General features: G+C 67.4%; 18 protein-coding genes and 1 pseudogene. 15 read left to right on the top strand and 4 right to left on the bottom strand.

The features are described 5' to 3' along the window. Positions 1–300 precede the first annotated feature (300 nt). Positions 301–828, bottom strand: a pseudogene (locus ACIA5H_RS12015) (YbhB/YbcL family Raf kinase inhibitor-like protein); the annotation flags it as partial. Between the two features lie 80 nt (positions 829–908). Here ACIA5H_RS12015 and ACIA5H_RS12010 point away from each other — a divergent pair. From ACIA5H_RS12010 to ACIA5H_RS12000, 3 genes are all read left to right on the top strand, one after another. Next, complete coding sequence (locus tag ACIA5H_RS12010; protein WP_397075799.1) at positions 909–1583, top strand: GntR family transcriptional regulator; 675 nt, start codon at positions 909–911, stop codon at positions 1581–1583. Between the two features lie 221 nt (positions 1584–1804). Continuing rightward, positions 1805–2995: an FAD-dependent oxidoreductase gene (locus ACIA5H_RS12005; protein ID WP_355074030.1), complete on the top strand. Its 1191-nt coding sequence runs from the start codon at positions 1805–1807 to the stop codon at positions 2993–2995. A 10-nt stretch (positions 2996–3005) separates the two neighbouring features. Then, a complete protein-coding gene (locus ACIA5H_RS12000; RefSeq protein ID WP_397075796.1) occupies positions 3006–3947 on the top strand; it encodes a sigma-70 family RNA polymerase sigma factor in 942 nt (313 codons plus the stop codon). A gap of 166 nt (positions 3948–4113) precedes the next feature. Here ACIA5H_RS12000 and ACIA5H_RS11995 read toward each other — a convergent pair whose 3' ends face one another. After that, positions 4114–5397 (bottom strand): NADH:flavin oxidoreductase/NADH oxidase family protein, encoded by a 1284-nt coding sequence (locus tag ACIA5H_RS11995; RefSeq protein WP_397075794.1) that lies wholly within the window; start codon positions 5395–5397, stop codon positions 4114–4116. 61 nt (positions 5398–5458) lie between these two features. On the opposite strand from ACIA5H_RS11995, the gene ACIA5H_RS11990 reads away from it, so the two are divergent. The 3 genes from ACIA5H_RS11990 to ACIA5H_RS11980 all read left to right on the top strand — a co-directional run bounded on the left by ACIA5H_RS11990 (position 5459) and on the right by ACIA5H_RS11980 (position 7296). Further along, a complete protein-coding gene (locus tag ACIA5H_RS11990) occupies positions 5459–6040 on the top strand; it encodes a TetR/AcrR family transcriptional regulator (RefSeq protein ID WP_397075792.1) in 582 nt (193 codons plus the stop codon). Positions 6041–6154: 114 nt separating this feature from the next. Beyond that, on the top strand, positions 6155–6838 hold the full coding sequence (locus ACIA5H_RS11985; protein WP_355074036.1) for a type 1 glutamine amidotransferase domain-containing protein: 684 nt from the start codon (positions 6155–6157) through the stop codon (positions 6836–6838). Positions 6839–7074: 236 nt separating this feature from the next. Beyond that, complete coding sequence (locus tag ACIA5H_RS11980) at positions 7075–7296, top strand: hypothetical protein (protein WP_397075790.1); 222 nt, start codon at positions 7075–7077, stop codon at positions 7294–7296. A 105-nt stretch (positions 7297–7401) separates the two neighbouring features. Here the strand turns inward: ACIA5H_RS11980 and ACIA5H_RS11975 are convergent, their stop codons facing one another. Beyond that, complete coding sequence (locus tag ACIA5H_RS11975) at positions 7402–8952, bottom strand: carboxylesterase/lipase family protein (protein ID WP_397075788.1); 1551 nt, start codon at positions 8950–8952, stop codon at positions 7402–7404. A 427-nt stretch (positions 8953–9379) separates the two neighbouring features. Here ACIA5H_RS11975 and ACIA5H_RS11970 point away from each other — a divergent pair, with 427 nt between their 5' ends. From ACIA5H_RS11970 to ligD, 9 genes are all read left to right on the top strand, one after another. Then, the gene (locus ACIA5H_RS11970) at positions 9380–9640 is read left to right on the top strand and encodes a transposase (protein ID WP_397075786.1); all 261 of its coding nucleotides are present in this window, start codon (positions 9380–9382) and stop codon (positions 9638–9640) included. Between the two features lie 241 nt (positions 9641–9881). Further along, the gene (locus ACIA5H_RS11965) at positions 9882–11087 is read left to right on the top strand and encodes a site-specific integrase (protein ID WP_355074040.1); all 1206 of its coding nucleotides are present in this window, start codon (positions 9882–9884) and stop codon (positions 11085–11087) included. A gap of 312 nt (positions 11088–11399) precedes the next feature. Next, entirely contained in the window at positions 11400–11858 is a 459-nt protein-coding gene (locus ACIA5H_RS11960) for a Tn3 family transposase (RefSeq protein ID WP_397075783.1), read from the top strand. Positions 11859–11941: 83 nt separating this feature from the next. After that, positions 11942–13126, top strand: coding sequence for an NAD(P)/FAD-dependent oxidoreductase (locus ACIA5H_RS11955; protein WP_397075781.1), 1185 nt, complete (start codon positions 11942–11944; stop codon positions 13124–13126). After that, on the top strand, positions 13123–14019 hold the full coding sequence (sigJ, locus tag ACIA5H_RS11950; protein WP_356964400.1) for an RNA polymerase sigma factor SigJ: 897 nt from the start codon (positions 13123–13125) through the stop codon (positions 14017–14019). The genes ACIA5H_RS11955 and sigJ overlap by 4 nt, the downstream gene beginning before the upstream one ends. 166 nt (positions 14020–14185) lie before the next feature. Beyond that, positions 14186–14458 (top strand): hypothetical protein, encoded by a 273-nt coding sequence (locus ACIA5H_RS11945; RefSeq protein WP_397075779.1) that lies wholly within the window; start codon positions 14186–14188, stop codon positions 14456–14458. 287 nt (positions 14459–14745) lie between these two features. Beyond that, entirely contained in the window at positions 14746–16254 is a 1509-nt protein-coding gene (locus ACIA5H_RS11940) for an MFS transporter (RefSeq protein ID WP_397075777.1), read from the top strand. After that, positions 16148–16807: a TetR family transcriptional regulator gene (locus ACIA5H_RS11935; RefSeq protein WP_379254496.1), complete on the top strand. Its 660-nt coding sequence runs from the start codon at positions 16148–16150 to the stop codon at positions 16805–16807. Before ACIA5H_RS11940 ends, ACIA5H_RS11935 begins: the two co-directional genes overlap by 107 nt. 116 nt (positions 16808–16923) lie before the next feature. Next, complete coding sequence (gene ligD, locus ACIA5H_RS11930) at positions 16924–17865, top strand: non-homologous end-joining DNA ligase (protein ID WP_397076041.1); 942 nt, start codon at positions 16924–16926, stop codon at positions 17863–17865. A 489-nt stretch (positions 17866–18354) separates the two neighbouring features. Here the strand turns inward: ligD and ACIA5H_RS11925 are convergent, their stop codons facing one another. Beyond that, positions 18355–19542 carry an NAD(P)/FAD-dependent oxidoreductase gene (locus ACIA5H_RS11925; protein ID WP_397075774.1) on the bottom strand — a complete coding sequence of 396 codons (1188 nt, stop codon included), beginning with the start codon at positions 19540–19542 and terminating at the stop codon, positions 18355–18357. Positions 19543–19597 lie beyond the last annotated feature (55 nt).

Here is a 19597-nt window from a genome sequence, read left to right as displayed (position 1 = left end):
GCGGCCACCGGTTTCGACTGTCCAGGCGATCTCCTCGTCCGGAACGAGCCTGGTGATGACGACCTCGACCTCGTACCTGCCCAGGGGAACGTCCCCGAGGGCCTCGCGATCCATGTGGACCAGGAATCGGTCGCCGGGACGCTCGACCGGCTTCCCTTCGGCGTCGATCAGCATTCCCGATGCGTCGATGTCCACGTGCCCTTTCGGGTCGGTCAGCACCGCGAAGACGGCATCGGGGGATGCGGGGATGAGCCGGGACACCTCGACCCGTTCGGCGTCTGCCGGTTTCCCTTCGGCAGGCGGCGTTTCCGCAGTGGCGATGAGAACCGCCCTGCCGAGGATGTGCGAGGTCATGGCGAAGCCGAGCAGGGCCGGGGTGGAGTCGACCGGCACGCCGATGGATTCGACGTCGAGGGCATGCACCACGACCAAGTATCGGTGTGGGCCGTGCCCTGGCGGAGGGGCCACGCCGCTGAACCTGGCCGCGCGGGCGTCGTTGGGCAACTGGAAGGAGCCGGTCGGCAGACCCGCCCCCGTGTCGTCACCGGCGCCCTCGGGCAACTCGGTCACGGTGGCCGGGATGTCGGCGACCGCCCAGTGCCAGAATCCCGACCCGGTCGGAGCGTCGGGGTCGTAGACGGTGACGGCGTAGCTCGCCGTACCTTCCGGCGCGCCGCTCCAGGACAGCTGCGGGGAGACGTCCTTCCCGCCGGGAACGCCGGAGGAGAACTGCGCGGGCGGCCAAGCGCCGCCGTTGGTGACCGTGGTGCTGGTGACGGTGAAGGAGGCCGCCTCGGGGAGGCGGGCGAAGGGGTCGTTGGCGCTCATCGTGTCTTCTTTCCGTTCATCTACCGACATCCACGGTACAAAAATAATCGATTATTCTCTAGATGATCTATTATCTGGGTATGCATCGGACATCGCGCACTCCGGACTCACCCGGAAAGAAGATGCTCTCCGAGCAGGTCTACGCGCACCTACGGGGCGCGATCATGCGCGGGGAATACGCTCCCGGTCAGGCCCTCAAGCCGCAGGATCTGGCGAAGAAGATGGACGTGAGCCTTGCCGTCGTCCGCGAGGCGCTGGTGCGGGTGGTCGGCGAGGGCCTCGCCGACCGGCTGCCCAACCGCGGCTTCGCCGTTCCCGCCTTCTCCGACCGCCGATGGCAGGAGATCGCGGAGGCCCGCCGGACCATCGAACCAGTCCTATTGCGTATGTCCATCGAGCGCGGCGACCTGGACTGGGAGGCTCGCGTGCGAGCCGCCCACCACCGCATGGCCGGCACTCCGGTCTACCTACCGGGAGACGGCGAACACTACAGCGAGGCATGGTCCGAATCACACCGGCTTTTTCATCGAGCCCTGATCGATGGCTGCGGTAACCCAGTCCTACTGGAGACCTTCGACCGGCTGTGGACCGCCAGCGAGCTGACCCGCCGCTGGTCGACCCGCCGCAATCCCGACCGCGACGGCGTCGAAGAACACCGCCGACTGGAAGAGGCGGCACTGGCCCGTGACGCCGACGCCGCAGCCGACGCATTGGCCCGGCACCTCACCCTGACTGCCGCCGGACTGGAACCGTGATCGGTGAGGCCGGAGTGCCGGATAGGCGCGGCCCGTCCCCGGTGGGGCCGCCGGGGACGCGGACAGCATCAGCAGCTTCCTTCGGCGAATGGATCGCCTTCCCTGCCCGATAGCCGTGAGGTCGTGCGAGTTTCGGGAGTGACTCACGTCACTGGTCGATGCTGTCAGGGATTGGGGGGCTGTCTCGTTCAGGGAGCACGCGAACCAGACAGGAGCGAACCATGAAGCACCGCATCGTCGTCCTCGGGGCCGGATACGCCGGAGCCTTCTCCGCCGGATACCTGGCGCGCCAACTCCATTCCGACGACTTCGAGATCACTGTCGTCAACGCCGAACCCGATTTCGTCGAACGGTTGCGCCTGCATCAGCTCGCCGCCGGGCAGGATCTCCGCCACCGGCCGCTGGCGGAGATGTTCGCGGGTACCGGCATCCAGCTGCGACTGGCGCGGGTAACCGACGTCGACGTCGAGCACCGGAGTGTCACAGTCGCCGACGCCGAGGGCGTCGAGCGGCTCGGATACGACACCCTCCTCTACGCGCTCGGCAGCGCTGCCGCCGACCACGGCGTTCCGGGCGTCCACGAGCACGCCTTCCCCGTGGCCGCGCGGCCGTCCGCGCTGCGCCTGCGCGCACGCCTGGACGAGCTGGGCGGGGACGGGAAGGTGCTGGTAGTCGGCGGCAATCTGACCGCGATCGAGACCGCCACCGAGATCGCCGAATCACGCCCAGGCCTTCGGGTCGGCCTGGCCACCAGCGGCGAACTGGGCGGCTGGCTGGGCACGAAGGCTCGCCGTCACCTGCTGCGCGCCTTCGACAGGTTCGATATCACGGTCCACCAGCACACCGCCATCGAGCGCGTCGAGGAGGCGGCAGCGGTCGCCGCCGACGGCACCGCTTTCGCCTCCGACGCGACCGTGTGGGCCGCAGGCTTCGCCGTCCACCCGATCGCCGCCGCCAGCGGCCTCGAGGTGGTGGCCAACGGCCAGATCACGGTCGACCGTCAGATGCGGTCGGTCTCCCACCCGGACGTCTACGTCGCCGGTGACAGCGTCTTCGTCATCGGTGACAACGGTCGGCCGTTGCCGATGTCCTGCGCTTCCGCGGGATTCACCAGCATGCAGGCGACCGCCGCGATCATCGGGGACCGGACCGGGCGCAAGGTCTCGACGACCTCGCTGGCGTATGTCGGCAACCACATCAGTCTCGGCCGCAAGGATGGGATCTTCCAGCTGGTCGACGGTGACGCACGTGCGAAGTCGTGGGCTCTGTGCGGCGGGACGGCCGCGCGCGTCAAGTCGGCGATCCTTCGGACTGCCGCCTGGAGCGTGAGCCACCCGACCTTCGGAAAGCCGAGTCGCCACTATCGCTCGGCCACCACCGCAGAGCACTCGCCCCACGTGGTCGCCGCATAGGGTCGTGCTCATGGACACTGCCACCGTGGCGCGTTTCGAGGCCAGCCGCAATCGGCTGGCCTCCCTCGCCTACCGTCTACTCGGCTCGGCCGCCGATGCCGAGGACACGGTGCAGGACGCGTTCCTGCGGTGGCAGGCCGCCGACCAGGAGTACGTCGATGTGCCCGAGGCATGGCTGACCAAGATCGTCACCAATCTGGCGCTCGACCGGCTCCGTTCGGCGAAGGTGCGCCGCGAACGCGCGGTCGGCGCCTGGATGCCCGAACCGCTCCTCGACGGTGACCCGATGCTGAGTCCGGCCGACACCGTCGAGCAGCGCGAATCGGTGACCCTGGCGGTGCTCACGCTCATGGAGCGTCTGTCGCCGATCGAACGGGCCGTCTACGTGCTACGCGAGGCCTTCGCCTACAGCCACGCCGAGATCGCCGAGATTCTCGGCATCACCGAGGCCGGCAGTCAGCAACACACCCACCGAGCCCGGCGCCGAATCGCCGCCGCGGGCAATGGCACCGACGTCGACCGAGCCGCGGCGCGCCGAATCGTCGAGGCGTTCGTCGACGCCGCCTCCTCGGGCCGGACCGAACGGCTGCTGGCGCTGCTGACCGACGACGCGACCGGCATCTCCGACGGCGCCGGGCTGGGTCTGGCCGAGAAGCTGATCCGGTACTCGACCCCGCAGCGGATCGCCGGCGTGGTGCGGGCCGGCTTCAAGCCGTCTCCGGCCAAGCGGAGACTCGCCGGTGGCTCGCCCTCGATCCATGCCGCCGTGGTCAACGGCTGCCCCGCCATGCTCGCCACGCTCGACGACCGCGTCGTGGGCGTGGTGGTCCTGGAGATCCGTGACGACAAGATCGCAGGCATGCGCGGCATCGCCGCGCCGGACCGACTCGGTCGCCTCACCCAAGAATGGCAGCGGCAGGAGCATGCCGCCCCGCTGATCGAATCGTGGTAAGCGGCTGTCCGACAGTCGATTTCACGTTCGTCGGTGGCCACTGACGCGTTGGTGGATCTGTTCGAGCTGATGCGCAAGATCAACACGGGGCGGATCGGCGCGTGGAACAGGAGATTGCCGAAGGCATGGGGATGCGATCGATTTGCCGGGAAAGGGGCCGATGGCCTTACGCGGCACGGTTGTTCAGCCAGGTGCGGTAGCGGCACAGTGCGCGACGCTGGAGCACGGTCTCGTGGAGGAGAGCGACCTTGGGGTTGATCCCGGGACGCGCGCGCCGTCCGGCGCCGAGGCGGCGAAGCTGTTGTCGCACTCGGGCCATGCTCGCGGCGGACGCGACAGCCTTGTCCTTGATCTCCACGGGTGTGAGTTCGACCTTGGCGTCAGCGTCGCGGCGCCACCGGTTCGGCAGGTCAGGGTCGACGGCCAGCGCGCTGCCCATGCCGACGAGATCGATGCCGCCGGCCAGGACCTCCTCGGCCACCGGCCGCCGGAGGACACCTCCGGTCAGCATCAGTGGCAGCGGGCTGGTTGTCGCGAGTTCTTCGGCGAGGGAGAGGAAGTAGGCCTCGCGGGCTCGGGTCCGCTGGTCACTGGCTTGGCCGGTCATGGCAGGGGCCTCGTAGCTGCCCCCGGAGAGCTCGACGAGGTCGACGCCGAGCGGGGCCAGCATCGCGAGCACGGTCGCGGCGTCGTCAGCATCGAAGCCGCCGCGCTGGAAGTCGGCGGAGTTGAGTTTGACCGCGACAGCGAAGCCGGAAGCGACCGCGGCCCGCACCGCACGCACGATATCGAGCAGCAGCCGGGCCCGGTTCTCCAGGCTGCCGCCCCACTGGTCGGCGCGCCGGTTGGTCAGCGGCGAGAGAAACTGCGACAGCAGATAGCCGTGGGCGGCGTGGATCTCCACACCGTCGAACCCGGCCGCCTCGGCCCGACGCGCCGTCTCGGCGAAGCGCTGCACAGTTTCCTCGATCTGCCGCGGGGTCATCTCGACCGGGTCGGCGAATCGCTTGCTGTTCTTGCCGACATCTACACGGATCGCCGACGGCGCCCAGGCGACGCCGGGCATGTCCGCGCGCACCTGCCGGCCGGGATGGTTGATCTGCATCCACACCCGCGCGCCGCCGCTCTTCGCGGCGACGGCCCACCGACGGAACGGTTCCAGCGGCGACTGCGCGTCCAGGACGACTCCGCCCGGCCCGGTGAGCGCCTCGGCATGGACCATGACATTGCCGGTGATGATCAGTCCGACCCCGCCTCGACTCCAACGTCGATAGAGCCGGAACAGGGACTCGTCGGGGAGTTGACCGGATGCGGCCATGTTCTCCTCCATAGCGGCTTTGGCCAGCCGGTTGGCGACCACGGAGCCGTTCGGGAGGGTGAACGGCGCGAAGACCGGTGAAGTCCGCTCCGCGCCGCCTGACCTCGCGGGGATGGGGGCTGTTGATGGCATCGCCGCTCCTGAATGCGGTAAGTTTACATTGCTAACATGAGCCTAGAAAGGGATGTAAGCGATGTCAACTTCGGCGAAGAGGAGTGGCTACCATCACGGCAACCTCAGGGCGTCGCTACTGACGGCGGCGATGCACCTACTCGAAGTCGGTGAACCGTTCTCGCTACGCGCCATCGCTCGCGAGGCAGGCGTGTCGCCGACCGCGCCCTATCGACACTTCGCCGACCGCGACGCCCTGGAGTCCGCGCTGGCCGTGCAGGGCTTACGTGACCTGAAGGCGGACCTGAGCGACGGACGCGAGCTCCCGGCATCGGCGGCGGGGCTCGGCGAGCTGGCGGTCGCCTATGTCGAGTTCGCCCTGCGCCGGCCGGCGTTGTTTCGCCTGATGTTCGGCAACGCCTGCGACGAGGGCAACGAGGAGCGGGTCCAGGCGGCAGAGGAAATCCACGATCTCGTACAACTCGCGATGAAGCAGGTCTTCCCGGACGGCGACCCCCAGGCGCTGGCCTCGGCATGGTGGGCCCTGGCCCATGGCATGGCATACCTGCACCTGGACGGCAAGCTCCCGGCGGAGTCGAGCCACGAAGTGGCCGATCATGTGCGCGCCGCGTTCGCCGCGATCGTTTCCGCGCGCACACAGTAGGCCAGCGCCGCCCAGAGTGTGCCCACTCACACCGACGCAGGTGTTGACAGTGCTCACATCCCGACCTAGCCTTGCCAATGTGCGCAATGTAAACATTCAGGAGGATGACCGACCATGAGCAAACGCATCTTGAACGTCGTCACCAACGTCGGCCACTACGACGACCCGTCCCACCCGACCGGTTTGTGGTTGTCCGAGCTCACCCACGCCTGGCAGGTCTTCGAAGAGCACGGATTCGAGCAGACCATCATCAGCCCGGCGGGCGGCCCCGCTCCCCTGGAACCGCGGTCACTGAAGTTCCCCAACTACGACAAGACCGCGAAAGCCTGGCGTGCCGATCCGGCACGGATGGCGCTGCTGGAGAACACCGTCAGCCCCGACCAGATCGACTCGGCCGACTACGACGCCATCTATTTCACCGGCGGGCATGCGGTGATGTACGACTTCCCCGACAGCGAGGGCCTGCAGCGCATCACCCGGGAGATCTACGAGCGCGGCGGCATCGTCTCCTCGGTCTGCCACGGCTACTGCGGCCTGCTCAACACCAAGCTCTCCGACGGGTCCCACCTTGTTGCCGGCCGCAGGGTGACCGGGTTTGCCTGGCAGGAGGAAGTCCTCATCCGCGTAGACAAGCTCGTGCCCTACAACGCCGAGGACGAGATGAAAAAGCGCGGCGCCCGCTACGAGAAAGGCAAGCTGCCGTTCCTCTCCTACGCCGTGGTCGACGGCAACCTCGTGACCGGCCAGAATCCCGGATCAGCCAAGGAGACGGCGAAGAAGGTCGCCGCCCTGCTGTGACCCCTCCGCACCGGCGTCCGACCCGAAGCGGATGGCCCACGCGCCGCCGGGCCGGGCGGATGCCAACCGCAAGCGTTCGGCAAAGTGGCGTTCGGCTCCCGGCTAGGCGAGCCGGCGCGGAACTGACACCAGGCACCGGAGATCCTTCGAGCCAGAGATCGACTGCCGACAACCCCTGGCAACTCCCGTTCGCTCCCAGTGCCTCGTCCGGAAAGATCGAACCGGGCCGCCAGGCCATGACAACCGATGAACGGTTTGCGCCCGGACGCGATGTGCACCTGCGGATCTGGTTGGGTGGCATGGTCTTCGACTACGCGGCCACCGCCGTGGCGGCTCGCAATGTGATCGATGACTGGAGCCGAAAGCATTGGGTCACAATCGAATTGATCTGCGACACCATCGAAGAACATCTACCGCTGCCCCGCCTGCCGTACGAACGATTGTTCCTCGGCCCGTGACAAGCAGGTGTAGTCCACCACCGGATACCGGGCTTCACGCACGACGGCGTCGGGGTGACCCACGGCTGCGGTTGGGCGCCAGGTGCAGACCATGCCCCTGGCTGGTCACCGACCAGCTCCCGCTCCGACGCTTTGACATAGGTCCAGGGAGTCGAACCGGTGTGTATGCCAGATAAGGCGTGAGCGTTCCTCGGGATAAGGCTGGGTAGTCGGCTCGGCGCTGTAGACACGAGTGGATCGCCTTCCCGGATCGTAGGACGCCCAGCCAGGGTTTCCGGTGGTCGCGAAACGCACCCAGTCGCTGCGCATTTGATAGGAGACCTCCAGGACCTCATTCGCGGCGTTCGGGTAGGCCAAGGGGTGGCCACGCACCTCGTCGGCGCTGAGCGTGCCGAACACAAGCAGCATGTCGAGGCTGTGCGAGGCACCCTGATCCCGGCGGAAGCTCCAGCACAGTTCATAGAGCCACACGGGTCCATGCCCGGCGTATTGGGCATCGGCGAGATGCAGGCTCGGCATCCGAAGCAGCCAGTCGGAGTTGACGAGCTCATACAGCTGTTCAGGGGCGGCCTCCGGGTAGGCGGCGCGGTATCCGCCGCTGCTGTCCGAGACGGGCGCGAGACGTTCGAGTGCGGCGGTCGCATGCTCATCGGTCATCTCTGTGCCGCGCCAGGCGTTGAACAGCGAGTACTCGTCACGGGTGTGTCCGATGAGCAGATCGATACCCCGCGCGGCACCGTTGGCGAGCGCATGCCACGGCGAAGCAAGCAGTACGACGCCATCGACAACCGGTGAGAACGGCGTAGGCGTCAGCGCCGTGGGTCCCCAGGATTCGACGAATTCGGGCATCTTCCGAATCACCGCGTCGGTCGCCTCGATCAGCGCACGCGGCGGGATGCCGGCGAGCTCATCGACGGTGGCGCGCACACCGAGTTCCGCGGCGATCGTCGCGGAGATCGCGCCGGCGAGCCGTGGGGAGAAGTACGTGCCCGGCAGGCTCTGCGATATCGCACGACGAAACAGCCCCGCTGCCATGGGCATAGCGAGCAGCGCCGCGACAGAACCAGCTCCTGCGGACTGGCCGAACACAGTGACGTTGCCGGGATCGCCGCCGAACGCGGCGATATTGTCCTGTACCCACCGCAAGGCTGCGATCTGGTCGAGAATGCCGCGGTTGTCCGGGGCCCCGGCGATGTGGGCGAAACCTTCCACGCCCACTCGATAGTTCATGCTGACCATCACCACACCGCACGCGGCGAGAGTCGCACCGTCCTGGTGCGGGTTGCTGGCGGCGCCCTCGAGGTATCGGCCCCCGTGAATCCACACCATCACCGGCAGCCGGACGGTACCGAGCTCGGGTGACCAGACGTTGAGCGTCAAACAGTCCGCGGAATCATCATCGGTGCTGCCGGACACCGACGACATCACCGAACCTCGATGGCTCGCTTGGGGAACCGGTGGACCGAACTCCAGCGCGTCGCGGACACCATCCCACCGCTGTACTGCAACGGGAGCCGCGAACCGACGCGCGCCGAATGGTGACTCGGCGAAGGGGATGCCCCGGAAGATCGCGACTGCGTTCTCCCACCTGCCGCGCACAACCCCCGCAGTCGTTCGGATCTCTGGTTCGAAACTCCCCCAACCTTCAACGCGCACACCAGAACCCCCGCCAGTCACACCCACCACCCCGTCCATGCCGTTCGCCGACGCCAGATCGCGGGTGATCATGCCACAGTGGCCAGGAATTTCGAGACATCGGCCAGGTCCACATCTACGGTGGCCAGATTCACTGAGACTTGGCCAGTTTCCTCGAGACGGAACACTCCAGGTCCAGTCATCTCCGAAATCAGCTCTCCAGTTCTGACCTCCGATAAGTGAACCTTATCGGGGGTCAGGACGAAGCTTCATGCCCGGCTACCGTTGTGATAATTACGTTTCGTATCGTTGGTCGTGACGTAACTAAATCGCGACGAAAAGAGAGAAAACTAGGTACCCCCTCTGCTGACGTCAAATGTCAGTTCTCATCTGATCTGCCGGGATAGGTGATAACCGAAGTGGCTTGCTGTCGGGACGGGCCGAAAGGATGTCCTCTGCCCAAAGCCGTATCCCCCGCGAGCTTCGTGAGGACGTCGGCCGTGTCGCTCGCAACGCCGAGGTGACCCTGGAGCAGATCGCCGCCGATTTCGGGATCCACCCGGTGACGCTGTCGAAATGGATGCGCCAGGCCGACGTCGACGAGGGAACCAAGCCGGTGTCCGGCGGCATCCTGCGTACCGATCGCGGATCGCAAGCCCGGCCGATTCCGCAGCCGAAAGTTCGCACGCCCCGACTCTTCACGGCATGACCGGATCGGTGGGCCGCGTCGGCGCGGCCGGTGACAACACCTGATCGAACGGACCTATAACGTCACTGTGACGCATGGTGTTTCCGTGCGCCAGCGCGCATCGGACGGCACTAACACAGGCGAATTGTCACTCGACAGACTCCGCAAGTGCCGCCGCTTCGGTGCCGTAGGCTGGCATTCCTGCGCCGAAAGTCGTGGCGCGAACAAGTCCGTCATCGTTAGGAACGCGGGAGCCCGAACCATGGACGATCGATCCAGTGTGGTCGCGGTTCCGGAGTCGGTGCGCACCGAGTTGCGCCGTGGGGTGCGCAGCGTGCTGGTCGATGCGGCGGCACTGCGGCTGGTGCGTGACCGTTTCGACGACGATCAAGCCGGATCGCTGCGGCGGTATCTCGAAGCGTCGCAGTCGGCGAACACGCTGCGCGCTTATCGGGCCGATTGGGTGGCGTGGTCGGCGTGGTGTGCCACCGAGGGGCGTCAGGCGTTGCCTGCCGACGCGCTGGACGTGGCCGTCTATCTCGCGGCGGCGGCCGACGCGCGCCGCGCCGGCGGCGAATGGGCGTTCAGTCCCGCGACTTTGGAACGCAAGTCGGCCGCGATCGCCGCGGTGCACGCGGCCAACGGCCTGCCGTCACCGACTCGATCCGATGTGGTGCGCCTGACGCTGCGCGGCATCCGCCGCACCCGGCGGGCGCAACCCCGACGCAAACGCCCTGTCCTGCTGCACACTCTCGATCAACTGCTGGGCGGACTACCCGAACCGGGCTGGCCCGCCGAACCCGCCCGGCGCCGGGATTCGCTCGTACTGCTCGTCGGTTTCGCCGGCGCTCTTCGCCGCAGTGAACTGGCCGGTCTGCGCATCGGGGACGTCGAAGTCGGTCTCGACCACACGACCGGCGAACCGATTCTGTTGATCCGGCTGCCCGCGACGAAGACCGACCCTACCGGCGCGGCCGAACAGCGCGTGGCGCTCCCCCGTGGCCGCCGTCCCGCGACCTGCCCGGTCTGCGCCCTCGCCGACTGGCTGCGCCTACGCGAAACACACGCCGCCGCGGGGACTATCGGTGTCCGGTCCTGGCTCGCCGACCTTCCCGCGAGATCGGCCGACATCCACCGTTGCCACGGCTTCACCGGCACCACGCTCACCGACGCGGACCTACCTCTCTTCCCCACCGTCAACCGGCACGGCGCGATCGGCGACCGCGCCATGTCCGGGCGGGCGGTCGCCGAACTGGTCAAGCGTTATGCCGCCAGGGCCGGGCTGGACCCCGACCTGTTCTCCGGACATTCGCTGCGCGCCGGCTTCGCCACACAGGCCGCGCTCGGCGGCGCCAGCGACCGCGAGATCATGCGTCAGGGACGCTGGACCAACCCGCGCACCGTTCACGGCTACATCCGCACCGCCAACCCCCTGGAAGACAACGCGGTGACCAAGCTCGGATTGTGAGCCCGGAATCAGGATGAATCGCATTCAATGCAACACCGCATTCTCGCGATGAAGGCTGCGACGCACATCGAGAGCAATTGCCACCCTCGCGGGTCACCGCGAAAATCGCGCCCTTGATTACATTTTCCGGCCGTGCACGGGTCCACCTGCCTCGGCGTGCCGGTAAGGATCGTGTCACCTGGTACATGAAGCTGTCGTAAAAGCCCCGCCGGGGATCTGCCGGCCGACTTCGAGGAACGCCGCATTTCGCACTACGAGAAGCTGGGCAAAGCCCTGGATCCGACGAAATTCATCAATGACCTGCGCGAGGAGATGCGCGCCGAACTCGACGCCCTGCACACCGCACTGCCGCACTGTCCCTGGTTGGAGATCAAGGAGCGCCGGCAGGGCGCCATCAAGCTGCTAGGGCTACTTAAGGCGCTGGAGCCGCGCTACCGAAGTCGTGAATTGCAGCGGGAGATCAACAGCGGCCTGAACGTGGTCGACTCCTGGAACAGTGCCAACTCGGTTATCTACTACGGCAAGACCTCCGAGATCGCGTCCAACCGGCGCGACGAGCAGGAGATGAGTGTGCTGCGCCTGCTCATCTGCCAGGCCGCCCTGGTCTACGTGAATGTCCTGATGATCCAAGACGTTCTCGCCGATCCGGACTGGGACGGCGTACTTACCGCCGAGGACGAGCGCGGCCTGACCCCGCTGTTCTGGTCGCATGTACTGCCGTACGGCGAGGTCGAACTCAACATGACTATCCGCCTTGCTCTCGGCGGATGACTCCGACTCACTCCATCGAGTGTGAGTGGCGCACATCACATCGCATCGTGTCATGTCTCGGTGATCCGCGGTGTCTTGAGGGCATGACCGAACACAACACACACCACAAGGTCGTCGTTATCGGCGGCGGTTATGCCGGCACAGTCGCGGCCAATCATCTGCGGCTGCGCACCGACGTCGATATCGCGCTTGTGAATCCCCGCCCGAGGTTTGTCGATCGAGTCCGGCTGCACCAGTTGGTTGCCGGTACCGGCGATGCGACGGTCGATTACGGCACGCTGCTCGGTGAAGGCATCGAGCTGGTGGTCGACAGCGCCACGCGCATCGACACCGCCGCCCGCACGGTGCGATTGGCGTCGGGGGGCGCGCTGGACTACGACCATGTCATCTACGCGGTCGGCAGCACGGCGGCCATACCGTCGGTGCCTGGTGCGGCCGAGTTCGCTTTCCCCATCGCTGAATTCGAGGCTGCGCAGCGGCTGCGCGCCAGGCTGGACGAGTTGCCCCTCGATGCTCCGGTCACCGTGGTCGGCGGCGGGGCAACGGGTATCGAAACGGCCGCTGAACTCGCCGAACAAGGACGCATGGTCACTCTGGTGTGTGGTGGATGCCTGATGCCGTCACTGAGTGCGCCGGGTCGCCGTTACGTCGCCAAGTGGATGTCGCGACACAATGTCGTCGTGCTCGAGGCCAGCAAGGTGACCGAAGTCCGGCCGGATGCGGTCGTTTTCGCCGACGGGGGGATGCGTCCGAGCACGCTCACCATCTGGACGACCGGATTCGGCGTGCCGAAGCTGGCGGCAGACAGCGGGCTTCGCACCGATGCCCTCGGCCGGTTGCTCACCGACGAGACACTGACGAGCATCGACGACGAGCGCATCGTGGCGACCGGCGACGCCGCCGCACCCTCAGGGCAGCCGCTGCGGATGAGTGGCCAGGGCGCGGGCCCGCTCGGGGCGCAGGCCGCCGATACCGTGCTGAGCCACGTCGCGGGCACCGAACCCGCGGCGATCGACCTGGCCCTGTTGGGAACCTGCGTCAGCCTCGGCCGCCATGTCGGTATCCGGCAGCTCGCGCGCAGAGACGACATCGCGATCAACCTCTACATCGGCGGTCGTGCGGGCGCGAGAATCAAGGAGATGACCTGCAAGATCGGGGTAAGCAAAATCCGCCGGGAGGCCCGCAAGCCGGGTTCGCTGGCCTGGCTCAAGGGCGGCCCGCGTCCTGAACAGTCGTTCTCCACCGGACAGGTGGTCGGGTCCGCATGACGACCGACGAGCACACCGAGCGTTTCACCTTGCTGCGGCCGTTGCTGTTCACGATCGTCTACGAAATCCTGGGCTCGGCGACCGAATCCGACGACGTGCTGCAGGACAGCTATCTGCGATGGGCCGAGGTGGACCTTGCGACGGTGCGCGACACCAAGTCGTATCTGGCCCGGCTGGTGACCCGTCAAGCGCTCAACTCTGTGCGCGCCGGCACGCGCCGTCGTGAGGACTACATCGGCCCGTGGCTGCCTGAACCACTGCTGGTCGACGAGCACGACGCATCGGCGGATATGGTGCTCGCCGAGTCGGTATCGATGGCGATGCTCGTTTTGCTGGAAACACTCACTCCACACGAACGTGCGGTATTCGTGCTGCGCGAGGTGTTCGGCTTCGACTATGACGAGATCGCCGCAGCGGTGGGCAAATCCGTGATGACGGTGCGCCAGGTGGCCCACCGTGCGCGCTCCCACGTACACGCGCGGCGTAAACGCTTCGAGCCCGTCGACGCAGCCGAGATCGCGCACATCACCGAACAGTTCATGACAGCGGCGACCACTGGTGACACGGCCGGGCTGCTCTCGCTCCTCGCTCCCGAGGTCACCTGGACCGCCGACAGCGGCGGCAAGGCCACCGCGGCGCGGCGACCGGTGGTGGGCGCGGAGAAGGTGGCCGCAGTCCTCATCAAACTGTTCCACGCCAGGCAGCCGACGTCGGACATGCGGATAGAGATGGTCACCTGCAACAACACGCCCGCGATGGTCGCCTACCGCGGCGACCTGCTCGAAGGTGTCTTCCTGATCGAGATCTCCGACGGGCAGATCACCAACCTCTACGCCATCCGCAACCCGGACAAACTCGCCACGGTGACGGTCCCGCGCAGGATCAGCCGGTAAGGCCGGACGATGTCGTGGTGTTCCGTATGCCGATCCGCCACCGGAACACCGGGCTCGGCAGCCAGGTCTACGACTGGGCCGACCCGTTCGGCATGCTGTTCCTGCAAACCCTTACCATGGTTGCCGAATTCGAGGCTAACCCGATCACCTGCGGACCCGCGAGGGCATGGCCAAGGCCCGCGCGAAAGGCCGCCTCGAGGGCAAGCAGCCGAAACCATCTCTCGCCGAGCGGAAAACGATCCACCGCCGCTACCACGACCCCGCCGATGACGCGAGCCTGGCAGACCTCGCCGAGGAATACAGCGTCGGCCGCTCCACCATCCACCGCTGCGAAGCGGCATTTTATGTCCGCTGCGACAGGCCGATACCGTCGAATTCACGGAGGGAATTTTCGGTCGGCCGAAGAGTGCGCGGCCTTCATTGCGTGCCGGTGACGTAACCTCGGCGGAACTGACCGACGAAGCGATCGCTCATATCGAGCGGGACGACAAGGTGGCGGCTGGCGTTCTCTCGTAGCGGCCGGCGACGGCGCGGGGTTGTTCGAGCCGGTTGATACCCCGGCGAGCATGTTGCGTGCCGGTAGATAGCGGGTCGAACGCCGGTGGCCGGCCCTTGTGAGGTGAATGCCGTTCACCTATGGTGGTGAACGCCATTCACCTCCGAGAGGGTTTCGCTGTGCCCATTGATTCGCATCCGTCGACGTCTCCGACTGCCGACCGTGGCGTCATGGCCGTTCTGGCGGCTGGCGGCATCGTCACCACGCTGGTGCAGACCGCGGTCGTGCCGCTGCTGCCGCAGCTGCCCCGGCTGACCGGCGCGGCACCGGTCGATGTCGGGTGGGTGGTCACACTCACGCTGCTGACCGGCGCCGTCGCCACCCCGCTGCTCGGGCGTGCCGGGGACATGTACGGCAAGCGGCCGATGCTTCTGCTCGCGCTCGGGGCACTCGCCGCCGGGTCGCTGGTGTGCGCATTCGCCTCCACCCTCCCGTGGCTGTTGGTAGGGCGGGCGCTGCAGGGTGTGGGCGCGGCGGTGGTGCCGCTGTCGATCAGTTTCCTGCGGGGTATGCTGCCGCCGCAGCGGACGGGTTCCTCGGTGGCGCTGATGAGTTCGACGGTGGGCATCGGCGCGGCTCTTGGTCTGCCGCTGGCCGCGCTGCTGGTGCAGTACGCGGACTGGCACGCGATGTTTTGGGCCATGACCATGCTCTCGACGGGTGTGCTCGCCCTGGCGTGGCGACTGCTGCGGGAAGAGCCGGTCCGGTCGCCGGGGCGTTTCGACCTACTCGGGGCGTGCGGGCTGAGTGCGGGGCTGGTGTTCTTGCTGCTGGCTTTGTCGAAGGCAGGTGAGTGGGGCTGGGGCAGTTGGCGGGTTCTGGGCCTGTCGGGGGCGGCGCTGCTGATCCTGACGGGCTGGACTGTCCACCAGCGCCGCGTGTCGCGGCCACTGGTGGACGTGCGCCTCGCGATGCGTCCGGCGGTTCTGCTGCCCCACCTGGCCGCGTCGTTGGCCGGGTTCGCCTTCTATGCCAACTCCCTCGTCACCGCGCAACTGGTCCAGGCGCCTCGGGCCACCGGGTACGGTCTGGGGCTCTCGGTGGTGGCGGCGCGTGTATGCCTGCTGCCCAGCGGTGTGATCATGGTGTTGTGTGCTTCCTTGTCCGCCCGCCTGTCCGCCGCTCGCGGGGCCAAGGCCACCCTCATCCTGGGCACGATGATCATCGCGGGCGGCTATGGCCTACGCATCGCCGACAGTCGGCAATTGGGGGCGGTCATCGTGGGCGCGGCCGTGGTCTCGGTCGGCACGGCACTCGCCTACTCCGCCCTGCCCCTGCTGGTCATGCGGGCGGTGCCGCTGGAGCAGACCGCCGCAGCGAACGGCCTCAATGTCCTCATGCGCACCATCGGGCAAGCCTTGTGCAGCGCGGTGGTCGCCACCGTGCTGGCCCAGCACACCCGCCCGTTCGCCGACACGGCGGGCGTGGCCGTGGCGGCGCCGACCCTGAACGGGTACCGGATGGCCTTCGCCGTCGCAGGCGCGGTCGCTCTGCTGGCCTGCGCGGCCGCCTGCCTCGTCCCGCGCCAGCCGCGATCCGCGCCGTCCCTCCTCCTCCAGGAGCCTGAACAAGATGTCCGACCCGAACTCCCCCTCTCCGCGCAGCGCCCGCCTGCGATCGAGGTCCATAGATCCGCCGAAGCCCGACCCGGCCCAGGACCGATCGGCACGACCGCGTGATGCCGACGCCCGCCGTGCGGACATCCTCGCCGCAGCCCGGCGCGCCTTCGCACGCCACGCCTACGCCGACACCACCATCGCCGCCATCGCCGACGACGCAGGCGTGAGCCCGGCGCTCGTGATGAAGTACTACGGCACCAAGGAACACCTGTTCACCCAGGTCTTCACCTTCGACGCCGACGCCACCGCCCTCTTCGACGCCCCCTTGGACCGCCTCGCCCGGCACATGGTCTTGCATCTGATCGCCACCCAACGCGGAAAGACCCGCGACCCGATCCTGCGCATCGCCTTCTCCCGCCACCACTTGGAACTCGGCGGGCAGGCACGAGCCAACTTCCGCACGCAGGTCATCGACGCCCTCGCCGCCCGCCTCCCTGGCCCGGGCGCCCCGCTGCGAGCGGAGATGGCCATCGGTGTGCTGCTCGGCCTCGGCGCCCTCTATGCCACCGTCCAAGCCGACCAGCTCACCCAACTGGACCCCGACGAAGTCGCCGACCTGTACGTCCCGCTCCTGCAACCTCTGCTCTGCGGCGAGGCCACTGCGTGCAGCTGACTGGCCGGACCCCACTGGGCGGCGTGTCAGTGGCCTTGTGTAAGTGCCGTGGAGAGGAGCCCGTACCTGATATTTGCTGACGATATGCTGACTGAGTGCTGTCAGTCCAGGCGCCGATGCTGGCCGTCTCCGGACGGCCACCGCGGGAGCACGGCCGGTGGGCGTTGGAGATGAAATGGGACGGCATTCGCGCCCTCGCGCGGTGCCGGGCGGGGGAATGCCGGTTCTACAGTCGCAACAATCGGGATCTCAGTGGGTCATTTCCTGAGCTCACGGCGGTTCTCGCCGAACTGGGCGAGGGGGGTGAGCTGATCCTCGACGGGGAGATCGTGGCGCCGGATCCGAAGACGGGGGCGCCGTCGTTCGCTCGCCTGCAACGGCGGATGCATGTCGTCTCCCCCAGCGCGGAATTGCTGCGAGGATTCCCGGCGCAGTATCTGGCGTTCGATCTCCTGGCTGTCGAGGATGCGTCCATCATGAACCAGCCCTACACCGAGCGTCGCGAGCGTTTGGCGGAACTGGCGCTGGACGGGCCTCTGGTCCGGACTCCGCCGTACTACCGCGATATCGACGCCGACACGCTGCTCGACGTCGCTCGCGAGCACGGCCTGGAGGGAATAGTCGCCAAGCGTCTCGACTCCGCCTACTACCCCGGGCGGCGGTCTCCGTTGTGGATCAAGACGCCGCTGCGCAAGACGACCGAGGTCGTCGTAGCGGGCTGGCTGCCCGGTACGGGCCGTTTCTCCGCGACGTTCGGCTCGCTGGCGCTGGGCGCTTACGACGACAACGATCAGCTGGTGCACGTCGGCAATGTCGGCACCGGCTGGACCATGCGCGACCGCCGTTCGCTGCAAGTTCGCCTGAACGAGCTGTCCCGCTCGGATACGCCCTTCGATGTCCCTCCGCCGCGCGCGGTGGCGGCATCCGCCCACTGGGTCGAGCCGGTCCTCGTCGGCGACATCGAATATCGCGAAGCCACCTCCGAGGGCCTGCGCCACCCCAGCTGGCGCGGGCTGCGCCCCGACAAGTCTCCGCGTGACGCGAAAATGCCTTTATAGACCCAGATGCACAGCTCTCGTCCTACGACTCCCAGCGAGGCCACATGCCGGAGCCGATCCGTCGGACGGTGTGAGACGCCCAGCACATCGAAAACGTCCTGCCCGTGAGCCCACGTTTCCATCAGTCGAAGCGGCACCATGGGCGCGGCGGTCAGCTGCGAGCCGTACCACGGAAACCCATGGCGTAGTAAAACATCGCAGCGTCGCCGCCACCTCGGCTCGACCAGCATGCCATCGTTCCAGCGGTACCGATCGCGGTTTCGCCGCTCCCGCGGCGGCGTCGAGATCGGCGTATCGACTGCCCGCGGCTTCGGCCCGCTTCAGCACGGCGTCGAATGCCTGTGGTGTCCGCATGGTCGAAAATGATCACCATCAAGGTAGCCGCCGACCGTGCCACACAGCCGACGCATCCGGAAATCCCGCGGCCCGGGCAGTCCGGCCCAGCCTGTCCGGCCGGGGCGGACCTGCACCGGTTCCGCGCCCGCGCGCTCAGACGGTCGCGACGGGAGCCCCCGCGCCGGTCGCGACGACGCGGCGACGCCGGCTCGGCGCCAGTAGGGTTGGGTGCTTCACGCACCAGGCCGCGATCGAGCAGATCAACTCCTTCACGCGGGCGGCCTTGCGGCCCACGTCGACCTTGGAGGTCGGCTGATCCTCCTTGGTCACCTTCTGCACGATGGCATCGCGGCGGCCGAGGCTGATGCACTGGCTGTTGTAGCCGATGGGGGCATCGGGAATCGCACGTCCGGTCAGCCGAGCGGCAATGGCATCGGCGCCCAGCCAGGCCATCGGGGAGGCGGTGGCGCAGCCCATGCGCAACGTCCTGCCACCCACTCCCGCGGCGTGCGCGGCATCGCCGACGGCGTATACATCCGGGTGCGAGACCGAGCGCTGGGTAGCGTCGACGACGATCCGCCCGGTCTCGGAGACGGTCAGAGTGCTGGCGGCCGCGATCGGGTGCACGGCGAATCCCGCTGTCCAGACGGTCATTTGCGAAGAGATCTGCGCTCCCGATCGGGTGGCCACGCCATCTTCGGTGACCCTTATGACGTCGGCGTGCTCGTGGACGGTGATACCGAAGCGTTCGAACGCGCCGCGCAGGTGGCTCTGTGCCTTCTCGTCGAGCCAGTCGCCGACGCCGCCGCGCGCGGCCATCGCGACCTTCAGGTCCGGGCGCGCCTCGGCGATCTCGGTGGCGACCTCGATACTGGTCAGGCCACCACCTACGATCAGCACGGTCTCCCCCGCCCGCAGCCGGCTCAGACGTTCGCGCAGCCGCAGCGCCGCCTGCTTGCTCGCCACCTGGTGGGCGTGTTCGACAACGCCGGGCACGCCGAAATCGGCGACAGTGCTGCCAAGGGCGTAGACGAGTGTGTCGTAGGCGAGGGTCTCAGCCCCCTGATCGCCGATCAGTTCGACGGTCTTGCGGTCGGCGTCGACCGAATCGACCCATGCGATGCGCACCTGGACGCCGGTGCCCGCGAACATCTTCCGCAGTGGACGAACCGGCAGGTCCTGCCCGGCGGCGAGCTGGTGCAGGCGCACCCGTTCGACGAAGTCGGGATCGGCGTTGACCAGGGTGATCTCGACGTCGTCGCGGTGCAGTCGCTTGGCCAGGCGGCCGGCTGCGGTGGCTCCGGCGTACCCGGCTCCGAGGACGACGATGCGGTGCTTCATGGTGTTGCTCCTGTCTCGGTGGGTTCGGAGCTTGAACCGGACAGCCACACGAATG

Origin of the sequence: Nocardia sp. NPDC051900, from assembly GCF_044452545.1 — a bacterium.
Lineage (GTDB): Bacteria > Actinomycetota > Actinomycetes > Mycobacteriales > Mycobacteriaceae > Nocardia > Nocardia sichangensis.
Note: the sequence above shows the minus strand (reverse complement) of the source record. Positions and strands in the feature narration are given on the sequence as shown.